Origin of the sequence: Bacillus sp. NMCC4 (assembly GCF_002998555.1) — a bacterium.
Taxonomy (GTDB): domain Bacteria; phylum Bacillota; class Bacilli; order Bacillales; family Bacillaceae; genus Bacillus.
Genome location: NZ_PVRA01000001.1, coordinates 556,882 through 573,557 on the forward strand (window position 1 = coordinate 556,882; position 16,676 = coordinate 573,557).

Annotated in this window: 15 protein-coding genes; 2 read left to right on the forward strand and 13 right to left on the reverse strand. The window is 43.9% G+C overall.

Translation table 11 applies throughout. The features are described from left to right. Nucleotides 1–363: 363 nt before the first annotated feature. The 5 genes from glpX to C6Y02_RS02925 form a co-directional block, all read right to left on the reverse strand. The gene (gene glpX / locus C6Y02_RS02905) at nt 364–1,329 is read right to left on the reverse strand and encodes a class II fructose-bisphosphatase (RefSeq protein ID WP_012011567.1); all 966 of its coding nucleotides are present in this window, start codon (nt 1,327–1,329) and stop codon (nt 364–366) included. 32 nt (nt 1,330–1,361) lie between these two features. Continuing rightward, nucleotides 1,362–2,651, reverse strand: coding sequence for a UDP-N-acetylglucosamine 1-carboxyvinyltransferase (locus C6Y02_RS02910; RefSeq protein ID WP_034660302.1), 1,290 nt, complete (start codon nt 2,649–2,651; stop codon nt 1,362–1,364). A 247-nt stretch (nt 2,652–2,898) separates the two neighbouring features. Further along, nucleotides 2,899–3,537, reverse strand: coding sequence for a fructose-6-phosphate aldolase (gene fsa / locus C6Y02_RS02915; protein WP_003215343.1), 639 nt, complete (start codon nt 3,535–3,537; stop codon nt 2,899–2,901). Between the two features lie 112 nt (nt 3,538–3,649). Next, nucleotides 3,650–4,507 (reverse strand): class II fructose-bisphosphate aldolase, encoded by an 858-nt coding sequence (locus tag C6Y02_RS02920; protein WP_034660304.1) that lies wholly within the window; start codon nt 4,505–4,507, stop codon nt 3,650–3,652. 178 nt (nt 4,508–4,685) lie between these two features. Further along, on the reverse strand, nt 4,686–5,060 hold the full coding sequence (locus C6Y02_RS02925; RefSeq protein ID WP_003214681.1) for a response regulator: 375 nt from the start codon (nt 5,058–5,060) through the stop codon (nt 4,686–4,688). Between the two features lie 180 nt (nt 5,061–5,240). Between C6Y02_RS02925 and C6Y02_RS02930 the strand changes: the two genes are divergently transcribed. Beyond that, entirely contained in the window at nt 5,241–5,771 is a 531-nt protein-coding gene (locus C6Y02_RS02930; RefSeq protein ID WP_034660305.1) for a DUF2529 domain-containing protein, read from the forward strand. 40 nt (nt 5,772–5,811) lie between these two features. On the opposite strand, the gene pyrG is transcribed toward C6Y02_RS02930, so the two are convergent. The 8 genes from pyrG to C6Y02_RS02970 form a co-directional block, all read right to left on the reverse strand. After that, nucleotides 5,812–7,419, reverse strand: a complete 1,608-nt coding sequence (pyrG, locus tag C6Y02_RS02935; RefSeq protein WP_003215143.1) for a glutamine hydrolyzing CTP synthase — start codon at nt 7,417–7,419, stop codon at nt 5,812–5,814. Between the two features lie 238 nt (nt 7,420–7,657). Further along, nucleotides 7,658–8,200 carry a DNA-directed RNA polymerase subunit delta gene (gene rpoE, locus C6Y02_RS02940; RefSeq protein WP_034660308.1) on the reverse strand — a complete coding sequence of 181 codons (543 nt, stop codon included), beginning with the start codon at nt 8,198–8,200 and terminating at the stop codon, nt 7,658–7,660. Nucleotides 8,201–8,436: 236 nt separating this feature from the next. Beyond that, on the reverse strand, nt 8,437–8,634 hold the full coding sequence (locus C6Y02_RS02945) for a hypothetical protein (protein WP_034660309.1): 198 nt from the start codon (nt 8,632–8,634) through the stop codon (nt 8,437–8,439). Between the two features lie 145 nt (nt 8,635–8,779). Beyond that, nucleotides 8,780–9,922, reverse strand: coding sequence for an acyl-CoA dehydrogenase (locus tag C6Y02_RS02950; protein ID WP_034660310.1), 1,143 nt, complete (start codon nt 9,920–9,922; stop codon nt 8,780–8,782). Nucleotides 9,923–9,938: 16 nt separating this feature from the next. After that, on the reverse strand, nt 9,939–11,051 hold the full coding sequence (locus tag C6Y02_RS02955) for an acyl-CoA dehydrogenase family protein (protein ID WP_106030615.1): 1,113 nt from the start codon (nt 11,049–11,051) through the stop codon (nt 9,939–9,941). Between the two features lie 11 nt (nt 11,052–11,062). Beyond that, the gene (locus tag C6Y02_RS02960) at nt 11,063–11,926 is read right to left on the reverse strand and encodes a 3-hydroxybutyryl-CoA dehydrogenase (protein ID WP_106030616.1); all 864 of its coding nucleotides are present in this window, start codon (nt 11,924–11,926) and stop codon (nt 11,063–11,065) included. Nucleotides 11,927–11,945: 19 nt separating this feature from the next. After that, entirely contained in the window at nt 11,946–13,121 is a 1,176-nt protein-coding gene (locus tag C6Y02_RS02965; RefSeq protein WP_034660314.1) for an acetyl-CoA C-acetyltransferase, read from the reverse strand. A 102-nt stretch (nt 13,122–13,223) separates the two neighbouring features. After that, nucleotides 13,224–15,335, reverse strand: coding sequence for a (Fe-S)-binding protein (locus tag C6Y02_RS02970; protein WP_034660316.1), 2,112 nt, complete (start codon nt 15,333–15,335; stop codon nt 13,224–13,226). Nucleotides 15,336–15,478: 143 nt separating this feature from the next. Here C6Y02_RS02970 and cls point away from each other — a divergent pair, with 143 nt between their 5' ends. Next, nucleotides 15,479–16,675 (forward strand): cardiolipin synthase, encoded by a 1,197-nt coding sequence (cls, locus tag C6Y02_RS02975; RefSeq protein ID WP_034660318.1) that lies wholly within the window; start codon nt 15,479–15,481, stop codon nt 16,673–16,675. Nucleotide 16,676 lies beyond the last annotated feature (1 nt).

The following is a 16,676-nucleotide window of genomic DNA, read 5'->3' on the forward strand; positions in this document are numbered from 1 at the left end:
ATGGACACCACACTTTTCTAGTCAATGTATTTCATTACAAATGCATGACCAATGTATTTGATTAGCTTTTAATTCCGTTTTTGTTGGAATGACCTCGCTCTCATGGTAACGCTCCCACTCGTTTTATCTTAAAAGATAGGAACAATGTGAAATTGAGCTTTGTCAACATAGAGAAAGATAATGAGTATATCGTCATGATGCGGCAGTTTTAAACTTGTTGAAGCTTAAAAGAAGTAAATTCGCAGAAAATTTCGCAGCACTCTTTAGTTTTACCTCATTTGCAGAGAATATTCAACTTTAAAAAGAAAATGATATACATTTGACACCTATATGAAAAGCGGGTAATGAATACCCGCTTTCAGATTACGGACGAATGACAAGATTCGGTTTTTTCTTTAAGCTGTGTCTGCCGTCTACGAAACGAACTGTACCCGATTTCGCACGCATAACAACACTATGTGTTGTTCCAACAGAGCCTTTGAATTGAACACCTTTTAATAGCTCGCCGTCTGTTACACCAGTCGCTGCAAAAATGGCATCATCACCTTTTACAAGGTCTTCCATTCTTAGGACTTTGCCAACATCCAGCCCCATTTTCTCACAGCGTCTTAGTTCTTCTTCACTTTGAGGAAGAAGCTTTCCGTGGATTTCACCACCAAGTGCCTTTAACGCAACAGCAGAAAGGACACCTTCTGGCGCTCCGCCTGAACCAAATAGAATATCAACACCTGTGTGATCAAATGCTGTATTAATAGCTCCTGCAACGTCACCATCATCGATCAGTTTAATTCTTGCTCCTGCTTCTCTCAGTTCAGCAATAATTTTCTCATGTCGATCTCTGTTTAAAATCGTTGCAACGACATCTTCAATATCTTTGTTTTTTGCTTTTGCCACAGCGCGAAGATTATCAATGACAGGCGCTTCGATGTCGATGCAGCCTACCGCTTCTGGACCTACTGCGATCTTATCCATGTACATATCAGGTGCATTCAGCAGGTTGCCATGATCTGCAACCGCAATAACAGCTAAGGCATTCCAGCCGCCGCTTGCCACAATATTTGTTCCTTCTAACGGATCAACAGCAACATCCACGCGGGGTCCGTATCCGTTCCCAAGCTTTTCCCCAATATAAAGCATTGGTGCTTCGTCCATTTCTCCCTCGCCAATGACCACTGTTCCTTTCATCGGAATGGTATCAAATACATCACGCATTGCACTTGTTGCAGCATCATCTGCTTCGTCTTTTAATCCTCTTCCCATCCAACGGGCAGATTTTAATGCGGCTGCTTCTGTCACCCGTACTAGTTCCATCGATAAACTTCTTTCCATTTTTGTCCAAATCTCCTCTCACAGTCAAAGCCTTACGAATTTTGAAGTTCTTCTATTTCTTGGTCATTCAGCTTTTCACGCCAGATGGTTGCACCCAAGCCTTCAAGCTTCTTCTCAAGCAAACTATATCCTCTGTCTATATGTTCAAGCCCTGTGATTTCGGTCACACCGTCTGCCATTAACCCTGCAACGACGAGACAAGCACCTGCACGAAGGTCACTTGCTTTGACCTTTGCTCCTTGAAGCTGCGTTTGCCCAGTTATAATGGCAGATCTACCTTCGACCTTCATGTTTGCACCCATTCGACGCAATTCGTCAATGTGTTTAAAGCGGGCTGAGTAGATCGTATCTGTGACCACACTCGTGCCTTTCGCCTTTGTTAAGAGCGCCGTCATCGGCTGCTGAAGGTCAGTCGGAAAGCCCGGATACACAAGGGTTTTGATATCGACAGGCTTGAGTCCTTCGTTTCTGCCAACGATCAGCATCTGATCGTTGCTCGTTTCAATGGTGAACCCCATTTCTCTAAGTTTCGCCGTAATTGATTCTAAATGAGTTGGGATCACATTATCAAGAACAACTTCATCTCCCATCGCAGCACCAGCAATTAAAAATGTGCCTGCTTCTATGCGGTCAGGGATGATGGAATGCTTACAGCCATGAAGAGATTCTACACCTTCGATTCGAATCACATCAGTACCCGCACCTTTGATTTTGGCTCCCATGCTTGCAAGCAGTGTCGCTACATCAATAATTTCGGGTTCTTTTGCGGCATTTTCAATCACCGTTTTTCCTTCAGCCAGTACGGCTGCCAGCATGATATTGATGGTCGCACCTACACTGACAACATCAAGGTAAATACGAGCTCCGACTAATTTTTCAGCGCGCAAATAAATCGCACCCTGCTCGTTTGTCACCTCGGCACCAAGTGCTTCAAAGCCTTTGATATGCTGATCGATCGGCCTAGGTCCTAAGTGACATCCTCCTGGCAGTCCGATGACAGCCTGCTTGAACCTGCCGAGCATGGCTCCCATTAAATAATAGGATGCACGCAGTTTCTTCACCTTTCCATTAGGAAGCGGCATACTGATCATGGAAGAAGGATTGACGATCATTTCACCTTTTTCAAACGTAACCTTTCCGCCAATCTCTTCTAACAGATCTCGTAATGTGTCAATATCTGAAATATGCGGAAGGCCCTCAATGGTTACTGGAGAATCAGCGAGAATCGTGGCAGGAATCAGTGCCACTGCACTATTTTTCGCACCACTAATATGTACGGTCCCGCGCAAAGGGTCACCGCCGGCAATGTTTAACTTTTCCATATTTGTCTCCCTTCTTAAAGAAGATCACTGTTGGAGTTATACTGTTTGTGGATGTCGCGCTTTAAAAGGTCTTGTCCAAAATTTAGCCAATATCAAGAGAAAGAATACAGGTTAAACGAAATTTGTCGGAAGAAAAATAATCGAAGCTTTGCGAGGCTGTGATGTTCTCTTCTTTGCACAAAACATTTCTTAGCGTTTTTAAGGAAAACTGCGGCAAACGGGAGACAATCCCGCCTGCCACAATCACTTATTTATTCCAGTCTGCTAAAAATTGCTCAATGCCTGCATCCGTTAACGGGTGTTTTGTCAGCTGCTTGATGACTTTCAGCGGCATTGTGCCGATATGAGCACCTCTAAGCGCAGCTTCTGTCACGTGCTGCGGGTGACGAATGGATGCAGCAATGATTTGTGTATCTAATCCGTGAACATCAAAAATGGTTTTCACTTCGCTGATGAGATCGAGACCATTTTGGCCAATGTCATCTAAGCGGCCGAGGAATGGAGAGACATACGTTGCACCAGCTCTAGCTGCAAGCAATGCCTGGTTTGCACTAAAAATCAAAGTGACGTTTGTTTTTATTCCAAGGTCTGTTAACGCTTTGACAGCTTTAAGACCATCTGTTGTCATTGGGATTTTAACCGTGATATTTGGTGCGATGGCAGCAAGCTCTTTTCCTTCTTCAATCATTTCCTCTGCTTTAAGGGAAATCACTTCTGCACTGACAGAACCTGATACGACGTCAGTGATTTCGCGAAGACGGTCGTGGAATGATACGTCCTTTTCTTTCGCTACTAAACTAGGGTTTGTTGTGACGCCTGCTAAAATGCCAAGCTCGTGCGCCTCTTTGATGTCTGCGATATTCGCTGTATCTACGAAAAATAACATAACCGTGCCACTCTCCTATCAATAAATTGTCTGAAATGTAAATTTTGATTGCGCTTTCTCAAGATATGGAGAAAACCGCCTGTGACTCAGGCGGCTTTCGGTTCTCATCAAATTATGCTTGGTTAGAAGAACCAAATTCGCGCATTTTGCCGATAACAGTCGCTTTAATTGCGTCACGAGCTGGTCCAAGATATTTACGTGGATCATACTCTTCTGTTTTTGCAGCAAGTGTTTCGCGTACTGCTTTCGCAGAAGCAATTTGGTTTTCAGTGTTTACATTGATTTTTGCTGTACCAAGTGAAATTGAACGCTTGATGTCAGCAGTTGGGATACCTGTTCCGCCATGAAGAACAAGTGGAAGGCCTGTCATTTTACCAATTTCTTCCATTTCAGCGAAACCAAGGTTTGGTTCACCTTTGTATGGACCATGAACTGAACCTAGTGCAGGTGCAAGGCAGTCAATGCCAGTGCGTTCTACAAGCTCTTGGCATTCTTTTGGATCAGCATAAATAACGCCCTCAGCGATGACGTCGTCTTCTTGTCCGCCAACAGTTCCAAGCTCAGCTTCTACAGATACACCGTGGAAATGTGCAAGCTCAACTACTTTCGCAGTTGTTGCTACGTTCTCATCGAATGGGTGGTGAGAAGCGTCGATCATGACAGAAGTAAATCCTGCATGGATTGCTTTTGCACAAGATTCAAAGCTTGAACCGTGATCTAAATGAATCGCAACAGGAACTGTTACATTATATTCTTCGATTAACGCTTTAACCATTGCGACAACTGTTTTGAAGCCGCCCATGTAGCGTCCTGCTCCTTCAGATACTCCTAAGATAACTGGAGATTTCTCTTCTTCAGCAGCTTGTAAAATCGCTTGCGTGAATTCTAAATTATTTAAGTTAAACTGTCCAACAGCGTAACCTTTTTCCTTTGCGTCTTTCAACATTTCTGTCATTGAAACTAAAGGCATGATGAAAAATCCTCCCTATGTAGCTAATTTGCTTACTAAAAAAAGCTCTCCACCCTAGCATGACCAGAATTTCTCGCCATATGTAAACTTTCAAAGTCAGATCGCTTTCTTCTTCTTATCTAGGATACCAATTATTCGACAAATCGGCAACAGAATGACTCGATTCAATCATTTCCATCTAACCATTTGTTTCGAGCGGCAAGTATTCTTTGACAGCATCTCGGATTTCATCAATATCAAATGGTTTCGCAAAGTGAGTCAATGCACCGAGTTCTTTTGATTCTTGGATCATGTCTAATTCGCCATAGGCTGTCATAATGATGACACGGATGTCTTCATCAATTAATTTCATGCGTTTTAAAATTTCAATACCATCCATTCCGGGAATCTTCATATCAAGCAGGACAAGGTTTGGTCTATGATTTTTCACAATATCTAACGCCTGAAGTCCATTGGCTGCTTGGAAGGTTTGATAGCCTTCTTTATGAAACACTTCATTCAATAATATTCTAATACCGTATTGATCATCGACAATTAAAATTTTCTCATTCATCTGTTACACCCCATTGCTTTCATTTTTCGCCATAAAAAGAGCTGTTGTTAAATAATTCTGTTTGATTTTCACATTTCCTTTATTTATAATAGTTTACTTTACGACATTTTCTGAGCATTTTTCCTAATATTCTCTTTATATTCTATTATAAAATGATCTGACCGAAGGAGGAAATCAGTCTTGTTAAAAATTTTCACGACCCAGTTATCAGGTATTTTTTCACGTATTGGAGAAAAGCAGGCTGAAGCGATCGAGGATGGTGCACGCCTTCTTGCACAAGCCGTTGTCAGTGGACATGCTGTTTATTTTCACGGAAAGAATGAACTGGCTGCTGTAGCCCTAGAGGCAACTGAAAGCAAGGAGCCATTTCCAGGTGCGAAAGTACTGCCGCTTGATCAAACGGAGCTCAGCTTGCTTCATCCAAGTGACAGGGTGCTGCTATTTTATTCAGACCCAGAAGACGAGGAGATTCAATCTCTTGTAAAAGAGCTGCACGCTCAAGGTACGCCCATTGTTGGTGTCGGTCCAGCACAAAAGGAGCCGTCCATGATTGAAGAGCATTGTGATGTCCACATTGATTTTCAGCTCAAGAAACCGCTTGTGCCCGCTGATGACGGAACAAGGTTCGGTTATCCTGCTTTAATGACATGCTTATACGTCTACCACGCTCTATCGTTTACTGTGAAAGAAATCGTTGAGGAATATGAATAAAAAAACTGCCGAGAAGATCATATTCTCGGCAGTTTTTGATTTATTTTGATTCAGATGCTTGCAGTGAAGCACCAACGAAATCTCTAAATAATGGCTGTGGTCTTGTCGGTCTTGAGACGAATTCTGGGTGGAACTGAGAAGCAAGGAACCAAGGATGATCCTTCAGCTCGATAATTTCAACAAGACGTCCGTCTGGGCTTGTACCAGAGAAGACAAAGCCTGCGGCTTCCATTTGCTGTCTGAATTCATTATTAAACTCATAGCGATGACGGTGGCGTTCGTAGACCACTTCGTCATTGTATGCAGCAAATGCTTTTGAGTCTTCATTTAATTTACATGGATACAGACCAAGACGAAGTGTTCCGCCTAGATCATCTACATCCTTCTGTTCTGGGAGAAGGTCAATGATTGGGAATGCTGTTTCAGGATCAATTTCCGCTGAATGAGCTCCCTCAAGGCCTAGTACATTTCTCGCATATTCGATCGACGCAACTTGCATTCCTAAGCAGATTCCGAAGAATGGCACTTTGTTTTCACGGGCATATTGTGTAGCAATGATTTTCCCTTCCACTCCGCGGTCTCCGAAGCCTCCAGGAACGATGATGCCGTCTACATCTTGCGCGAAATCAGCCATATTTTCTGCTGTCACTTCTTCTGCATTGATCCATTTGATTTGAACGTCTGCATCAAATGCATAACCAGCATGGCGAAGTGATTCAACGACAGAAATGTATGCATCTTGCAGTTCAACATATTTTCCTACTAGACCAATTGTGACTTGTTTTGAGAGATTTTGTACTTTATCGACTAGCGCTGTCCACTCCGTCATGTCTGCATCTTGGCAGTCAAGTTTCATATGTTCACATACAAGCTTGTCTAGTCCTTGTTTTTGTAAATCAAGCGGAATAGAGTACAGCGTGTCTGCATCCTGACATTCGATAACAGCTTTTGTATCAATATCACAGAATAACGCAATTTTGTCCTTCATGTCTTGGGTCATTGGCATTTCAGTTCTGACCACAATAACGTTTGGCTGGATACCAAGGCTGCGGAGTTCTTTTACACTATGCTGTGTTGGTTTTGTTTTCAGTTCACCTGCTGCTCGGATGTAAGGAACAAGGGTACAATGAATGTACATCACGTTTTCACGGCCAATGTCACTCTTCATTTGACGAATCGCTTCAAGGAAAGGAAGGGATTCGATGTCTCCTACTGTTCCGCCGATTTCTGTAATGACCACATCTGCACCTGTTTCTTTTCCGGCACGGTACACGCGATCTTTGATTTCATTTGTAATATGGGGAATAACCTGTACGGTTCCGCCTAAATAGTCGCCTCGGCGCTCTTTCTTCAGAACAGTAGAGTAGATTTTACCCGTTGTGACGTTGCTGTACTTATTTAAGTTAATATCAATGAAGCGCTCGTAGTGACCTAAGTCAAGGTCTGTTTCAGCACCGTCATCTGTGACGAAGACCTCACCGTGCTGATATGGACTCATCGTCCCTGGGTCTACGTTGATATATGGATCGAATTTTTGAATGGTGACATCCATCCCTCTATTTTTCAGAAGGCGGCCTAACGATGCAGCCGTGATCCCTTTTCCAAGTGAGGAAACAACTCCTCCTGTTACAAAAATATACTTTGTCATTTCGTATGCTCCTCTCTTTTTTACCCTTGCATGACTAGACATGCACAGCTTCATCCTTTTTAGAGTGTATCCCTAAATCTCTTGAAAAATAAGAAAGCTCCCTTTCAAATAAATGAAAGGGAGCGTAAATGAACGTATCTTTACGTACTCTTTTTAGAGAGCCCAAAATACATACTACATAGTTCGCTCTCGAAAGTCAAGACGGTTTTGTCCTGTTTTGAGGACCGGTTTGTGAGGGTTATTTTTCTTCCTTATTATCGTCTAAATCGTCTTCGTCAATTTCTGTTAAGCCGTCATCATCTTCGTCGTCATCGTCTTCGTCGAAGTCTTCTATATCTTCGTCAATTTCCTCATCATCGTCTAGGTCGAGATCATCGTCGTCTTCAACAAGATCAAGATCTTCTTCAAGCTCTTCGATTTCTTCTTCCTCTTCAATTTCATCGAAGTCTTCTTCAACGACAGCTGCTTTTGTTTTTTTCTTTTTCGCTTTTGTTTTCACAGCTGGCTGAACTTCTTCTTCGATTTGATCAACTGGATACCAGCTGCGAAGTCCCCATCTCTGATCACCTAACGAAATAAAGCGGCCATCTATATTTAAGTCTGTATAAAATTGAGCAAGTCGATCATCAAGATCAGATTTTTGTATCCCTTGTAAACGGACCATTTCATCTATTAACTCGGAAAACGTAATCGGTGTTTTGCTGTCTCTGAAAATTTCATATGCAAGTTCAACTAAAGACATGTGCTTGAGCTGCTCCTGTGAGTATTCTTTCAAACTCAAGGTCAGACACTCCCTTTCTATTACATGTATGTATCCATTTATCAGTGAAATAATAAGTGTTTATCCCTTATTTTTACGACAAACCATACCTCTCATTATAAACAAATTAGAGGAGTTTATGCCACCTTTAATCATGTTAATTTTGATTTTTTCTCATGGGGCGCACCATCTGCGTGAAATTGGTCTGGCTTTTGTGTACGGTATGCTTTTTGTCTTTTAGTTTGTCCATCTCTATTTTAAAACTGGATTCTCTGAATGAATAAGATAACGATAGCAATCGTACATACCATTCCCGCAGGCATGAGGACAAATAGTTTTCTGCGGCTGTTTTCTTTTTCTTCCTTCTTTTTTGGAGACTTTGAAAGCTCTGTGGAGACCATAATCCATATGATCATCGTGACTAATCCTAAAATACCCATAAATGTTGTGTTCATTATGATAACCTCCATATTGATACTTTTGCACATTTTATCATATTGATAAGGTAGCATGGGACAATATTGGAAATGATTTCACATTTAAGAACTGATTATCGCACCAAAACAGACCACCTCACGTCAGGTGGTCTTTGCTTGGTTTCTACATATCTAGCAGTTTGCGCGAGATGACTAGGCGCTGGATTTCTTGTGTGCCTTCATAAATTTGAGTGATTTTCGCATCTCGCATGTATCGTTCGACTGGGTAATCCTTTGTATAACCGTAGCCGCCGAAGATTTGAACGGCTTCTGTTGTTACTTTCATGGCTGTATCTCCAGCAAAGAGCTTTGACATAGCTGATTCCTTTCCATACGGAAACCCTTTCGTTTCAAGCCATGCTGCCTGATAAGTAAGCAGCCTGGAGGCTTCAATTGCAGTTGCCATATCTGCCAGCTTAAAAGCGATCCCTTGCTGCTGTATGATTGGTTTGCCAAATTGCTTGCGCTCCTTCGCATAATGGACCGCCGCATCAAGAGCGCCTTGTGCAATCCCAACAGCCTGAGCAGCAATACCGTTTCTACCGCCATCGAGCGTCATCATGGCTATTTTGAATCCTTCTCCTTCTTGTCCGAGCCGGTTCCTTTCATGAATCCGGCAATCTTCAAATCGAATTTCAGTCGTTGGCGATGAGCGGATGCCCAGTTTGCTTTCCTTTTTGCCAACCGAGAACCCGGGGGTCTCTTTTTCTACAATAAAGGCGGTTGTATTTCGAGATGCAGCTTCTTGGTCTGTCACGGCAAACACAATATAATAATCCGCAATGCCGCCATTTGTAATAAAGATTTTCGCACCGTTCAGGACGTATTCACTGCCTGCCTTTACTGCCGTTGTCTTCATTCCACCGGCATCTGAACCTGAACCGCTCTCAGTGAGTGCATATGCCCCTACCTTCTGTCCTTCTGCAAGCGGCTTTAAATAGGTCTCCTTTTGTTCATCTGTTCCGAAAGTATAGATGGGCCACGAGGCGAGAGATGTGTGAGCGGAGAGGGTGACGCCTGTAGAGGCGCACACTCTTGAAAGCTCCTCAACTGCGATGACGTATGCTAAATAGTCACTGCCGATCCCGCCTACCTCTTCCGGCCAAGGGATACCCGTTAAACCGAGCTCCGCCATCTGGCGAAAAATAGCTGGATCATACGTTTCTGTCTCGTCCCGCTCTGCTGCTGTTGGCTCTACTTCATTTTTCGCAAAATCTCTCACCATTTTTCGGATCATTTCATGTTCATCACTTAATTGAAACTGCATCATGAGCCACCTCGTTTCATATTAGCTGTTTACAAATGACCAGCCTTTGAATTTCACTTGTTCCTTCGTAGATTTCACAAACTTTCGCATCACGAAAGTAACGTTCTGTTTGATAGCGATTCGTATAACCATCCATGCCGAGCAAATGGATCACTTCTGTACTGATCTCAACTGCCGTTTTTGACGCAAATAGCTTTGCCATTGATGCTTCCTTTGTGACCGGACGATTCGCCTCTTTATAAGAAGCCGCTTGATAAACGAGCAGCTTGGCTGCTTCAAGCTTCGCCGCCAAATCACCCAGCCGAATGGTCGTTTCTAGACCTGCTGGGTGCTGCTTTAAATACGTCACTGCTTCAGTTAAAGCGGCTTCTGCAATGCCGAGGCTTTGAGCCGAGATACCGATTCTCCCCGCATTTAAACTAGACATGGCTATGTGAAAGCCCTCTCCTTCTGCACCGAGCAGCTGCTGCTTTGGAATCCGCACACCATCAAAATGAAGCGTGACTGTTTTTGACCCGTGCAGTCCCATCTTTTTCTCATCTTTTCCGATCGTAAATCCTGGTGTATCTTTTTCGACAATGAACGCCGATATATTTTTTTTCGCAGAGGCAGGGTCTGTCACTGCAAAGACAAGATACAGTTCTGCTTCCCCGCCGCTTGTAATAAACATTTTCGTACCATTTAACACATAGTGGTCACCTGCCCGCTCCGCTCTTAACTGAATACTGGAGGCATCTGAGCCAGCCTTGGGTTCAGTCAGGCAAAATGCCCCCAGTTTCTGCCCGGATGCAAGCAGCGGAACATAGGATTTTTTTTGCTCATTCGTTCCAAAAACCAAAATAGGCATCGTCACAACAGATGTATGAACGGACACAATGACACCGATAGTCGCACTCACTTTGGATAATTCATGAATCGCAATGATATATGTTGTAAAATCTGCTCCTAAGCCTTGATACGAAGCTGGTATTGGAATTCCTAGAAAGCCTTGGCGTCCCATTTCAGCTAAAAGTGTTCTTGGGAACTGGCCTTGTTCCATGACTTCCACTTCAGGGAATACACGCTGTCTTGCAAATTCTGCTGCCTGTTCTCTCCAGAGACGCTGTTGATCCGTAAGCAAAACATCCATCTTGACTCCCCCTATGAGTGGTCGTGGTATGTGTAAAAACCTCTCATTGTCTTTTTGCCCAGCCAGCCTGCATTTACGTATTTTTTCAAAAGAGGACAAGGTCGGTATTTGCTATCCCCAAGTCCTTCATGAAGGGTATTCATAATAAATAAACATGTATCTAGTCCGATGAAATCAGCGAGACGAAGCGGCCCCATTGGGTGATTCATTCCAAGCGTCATGACCCCGTCAATGCTCTCTGCATCTGCCACGCCTTCATAAAGGGTGTAAATGGCTTCATTGATCATTGGCATCAATATGCGATTTGATACAAACCCTGGGAAGTCTTCCACTTCAATTGGGGTTTTATTTAATGCCTTTGCTGTTTCATAAACGATTTGATACGTGTCGTCACTTGTTTGCAGCGCTCGAATGACCTCAACCAGTTTCATGACAGGCACCGGATTCATAAAATGCATGCCAATCACTTGCTCCGGTCTCCCCGTAACAGCTGCTAATTCTGTGATTGACAAGGAAGATGTGTTTGTTGCAAATATCGTCTTCGCCTCTGCAAATTGATCAAGTGTTTCAAAGATTTGTTTCTTCACACTCATTTGTTCAGATACAGCTTCAATCACTAAATGAGCCTGCTGCACGTCCTTTAAATCTGTGGAAACGGCAAGCCGCTGCGTAATATCTCGGACTGCCTGATGGGCCAGCTTTCCTTTTTCTGCTCGTTTCGTCAGTTGTTTGGTCATGGAGGAAATGGCTCGATGAATCTGCTTTTCAGATGCATCATGCAGCAGGACTGTGTAGCCTGACTGAGCAAAAACTTGGGCAATGCCTGATCCCATTTGACCTGCTCCAACGACCATGACGGTCTCTTCTGTACTCATGACGATGAACGCCTCCCTTTTAATCTACCTTTATCATGATGGCATCTCCTTGACCGCCTCCACTGCAAATCGCCGCGATGCCAATGCCTCCGCCTCTTTGTTTCAATGCATGAATCAAGGTCAAGATGATACGTGTTCCGCTTGCCCCAATGGGATGACCAAGCGCAACTGCACCACCGTTGATATTCATTTTCCGCCGGTCCAGCCCGGTTATTTTTTCACATGCCAGCGCAACTGCTGAGAAGGCTTCATTGATTTCAAATAGATCGATATCTTCTAGACGCTTGCCTGTTTTCTGTAAAATTTTCTCGATGGCAAAGGCTGGTGTTTTCGGAAAATCCTTTGCCTCTACGGCTACCTGCGTATGCCCAAGCACGACTGCCATTGGCTTTACGTCATGCTGCTCCGCATATGTGTCTTTCATTAAAAGAAGCGTACTTGCTCCATCATTGACACCTGGTGCATTTCCAGCGGTAATGGTACCCGTTTGATCAAAAACAGGCATGAGCTTTGACAGTCGTTCATATGACGTATCACGCCGCGGGGATTCATCTTCTGTGATCAGCCGCTCTCCCGTTTTCGTCTTGACGGTGACTGGGGTGATTTCCTGTTGAAAAAAGCCGTTTTTCTGCGCTTCGATGGCCCGTTCATGACTTCTTAGTGCCCAAAGGTCTTGCTCTTCCCGCGTGATACCAAGCTCCTTTGCAGCCATGCTCCCATACTCACCCATATGAACGCCTGTAAATGAACAGGTTAATCCATCTAAAATCATCGCATCTTGTACCGCACCATCTCCCATTTTGTAGCCCCATCGCGCTTTTTTTAGCAAATAAGGTGCGTGTGACATGGACTCCATACCGCCTGCTACGATGACCTCAGCATCTCCAGCTCGAATGATTTGATCTGCTGTGCTCACACTGCGCATTCCTGATGCACAGACTTTATTGATAGTTTGCGTCGGAACGGACCATGGAAGATCAGCATTTCTTGCTGCTTGCCTTGAAGGAATCTGACCTTGTCCTCCCTGCAAAACACTTCCCATGATGACCTCATCCACAAAATGTGAATCCCGTACTCTTTCCAGCGCAGCTTTGATCGCTATTCCGCCTAGTTCTGCGGCAGTCAACCCACTGAAAGCACCGCCTAGTTTTCCAAATGGTGTTCTTGCTCCAGATACAATGACCGTCTTACTCATGTATGTCCCCTCCCGTTTGTTACCGCTTACATATTATCTAGGCAGCTGATGTACAGCGCCATGTATAAGCCGATGAATATCCTATTCATCGGCCTGTTTTGTTTACGAAACCTGCTTTCCAGCCTCACCAAACACTGATTTTTCAAGAAGTTCTGCGACATCAAATGTGCCTACCTGCTCCTCTACTTCCTTCGCCTTCGTGCCATCTCCCAGCATGGTGAGGCAATAAGGGCATCCTGAGCTGATGATGGACGGCTGCACCTGTAACGCCTGCTCCGTTCGGGCAGTGTTAATCCGGGTACCTGTCTCTTCTTCCATCCACATTAAGCCCCCGCCTGCACCGCAGCACATACCGGTTTCACGATGACGCTTCATTTCTCTCAGCGTCACACCAGGGATGGCTTTTAAAATGTCTCTCGGCGGATCATACACTTCGTTATATCTGCCTAGGTAGCAAGAGTCGTGGAAGGTAATCACTTCGTTCACTTCATGTACAGGCGTTATTTTCCCTTCTTTCACTAGCTCTGCCAGTAATTCTGTATGATGGTACACTTCTGCCTCAAGTCCGAAGTCTGGATACTCATTTTTAAATAAATTGTAGGCGTGCGGATCAATCGTGACGATCTTTGTGACCCCGTTTTTCTGGAATTCTTCAATATTTTTTGCAGCAAGCTCTTGGAATAAAAATTCGTTTCCAAGTCTTCTTGGTGTATCGCCTGAGTTTTTCTCTTTATTGCCTAGGATGGCAAAGGAGACCCCTGCTTCGTTGAGGAGCTTTGCAAAGGCAAGCGCAATTTTTTGGCTTCGATTGTCATATGCCCCCATTGAACCAACCCAGAATAAATAATCGAAGGTTTGATCTGCTTTTTTCAGCTCTTTTACTGTCGGCACATGCACATCTTCTCTCAGTTCACGCCAATTTTCTCTTTCTTTCCGGTTCAATCCCCACGGGTTCCCTTGGCGCTCAATGCTTGTCATGGCACGCTGTGCATCTGCATCCATTTTCCCTTCGGTCAGCACAAGATATCTGCGCATATCAATAATCTTGTCGACGTGTTCATTCATGACAGGGCATTGGTCTTCACAGTTTCGGCACGTCGTACATGCCCAAATTTCTTCTTCTGTAATGACCTCACCAATGAGAGAAGGATGATACATTGAGCTGGCCGCCGATTCCTCTGCACCTGCTCCTCTCGCCTGCAGCGCCAGCTGATTTCCTGTTGTCTGCCTGAAGGCAAGCTGCGGGACCCATGGTGTCTTCGATGTAATGGCGGCCCCTTTATTTGTTAAATGATCTCTTAACCTTAAAATTAAATCCATTGGAGACAGCATCTTCCCTGTTCCTGTTGCCGGGCACATATTTGTGCAGCGCCCGCATTCCACACAGGCGTAAAGGTCGATCAGCTGTGACTGACGGAAGTCTTCAATTTTTCCCACACCGAAGGTCTCTTGTGTCTCATCTTCAAAATCAATTTTTTGCAGCTTGCCTGGCGGGTCTAATCTGCTGGCAAATACATTCACCGGTCCTGCAATGAGGTGAGCGTGCTTTGACTGCGGGACATATACTAAGAATGTCAGCAAAATAAGGAGATGCACCCACCATGCGACATAAAAAACGACCGTTGCTGCAAGAGGTGAAATTCCGCCCAGCAAGAAAGCAATACTGGAGGCGATTGGCTCAGTTGGTGATAGAGAGTGTCCATGCCAAATGATGTTCATCCCGTTCCCCAGTAAGACTGTCAGCATCAAGCCGCCAATAAATAAAAGCACTAGACCTGATTTAAAGCCTCGTTTTAAACGGACAAGCTTCTCCACATACCTTCTATGGAATGCCCAAACAACAGCTACTAAAATGAGAAGTGTGACCACCTCTTGGAAAAAGGTAAAGACACCGTAAAGCGGACCTAAAGGGAGTCCGCTGCCCGGAACGAGTCCCTTCATAATAAAATCAAGGGCTCCGAACTGTACAAGAATAAACCCGTAGAAAAACAGCACATGAATGATGCCGCTCTTCTTGTCCTTTAACAGCTTCTTTTGCCCAAACACATTGACCCAAACACGCTCTAAGCGTCTCTTCATGTCTTGTTGAAATTCTTCTTTTTTACCAAGACGAATATACGCCGCTCGTGTTCGAATGAGATAAATAAACAAATACACAGCGTAAGCGGTCACCGCCGCAAATGCGATCAAGTTCATTATTAAAAGGCTATTCATCTTGCTCCCCCTTTCATTCCCCAAAAACCACTTTGTTCCGTTTCTATGTTGTACCTCTATCATAAATAATGAATGAGCATTCAGTCAATATTTTTTACACGTTTGGGTACACTATTGAAATATGCAAAAAAGGAGGAAGCTTCATGATCGCATTGATCATCCTACTCGTACTCATTGCCATCGTTTTTCTCGTGATGGTAGACCTTTATATGGGAAAGAAATATTTTTCTACCCGCGCTTTTGAACGGTCTTTTGATAAAACAAGCGGTGATGCAGCTTTTTATCATGATGGCGAACCATTTTTTGATCAGCTGCTCGCGGATATTCAACAGGCCTCTTCTTCTATTCATATGATGTTCTTTATTGTAAAGAACGACAAGATTGGCCAAAGGGTCTTACAAGCACTGAAAGCCAAAGCGGAACAAGGGGTTTCAGTCTTTTTGCTGACCGATCGACTAGGGTCCTATCCGTTTGATCAAAAGTCCATTGATATGCTAGAAAAAAGCGGCATCCAATTTTACTTTTTAAATAAGCCTCGTTTCCCTTTTTTGATTTATCGGTTAAACATGAGAAATCATCGTAAAATTACGGTGATTGATGGAAAGATTGGCTATATTGGCGGGTTTAATATTGGCGATGAATATGTTGGAAAAAATGGCCAGTTTGGCATTTGGAAAGATTATCATTTGCGCATGACAGGGCAAGTTGTCGCAGATCTCCAGCATGTGTTTTTGAATGATTTATACCGGTCATCTGGCATTCATCAGCTGCAATATGAGGTTTTTCCTGCTTTGGAACCGGGAACACTACAATGCACAACACGCGCGACTGCTGGTTTTTCTTTAGAAGCTTTGTTTCTCAAAGATATTCAGCAGGCGAGAAAGCAGATCATCATCTGTACGCCTTACTTTATTCCATCTGCCCCTCTTCTGAGTGCACTGCTTGATGCACGAGAGCGAGGTGTCACGGTTGAAATCATCATCCCAATGAAAGCGGATCATCCACTTGTCAAAGAGGCTGGATTTCATTATTTGAAGGACCTCATTGCCTCTGGCTGCCTTGTGTATCGTTTTTATAAAGGATTTTATCATGCGAAAGCCATTCTAATTGACCAGAGACGCTGTATGATTAGCACGGCAAATTTTGATAAACGCAGCTTGTTTCTAAATGAGGAAGTAGACGTGGCCATTGATGATGCCGGCTTTACTGCACACGTAGAGGAAAAAATTCGAGAGCACATGGAAGTGTCTGAGCTTATGACAGAGGAGAAATTGACCCAGCGTCCGCTTTTGTCACGTCCGCTGGAATGGGTTGGCGCCATGTTCTCGTACTTTTTATAAA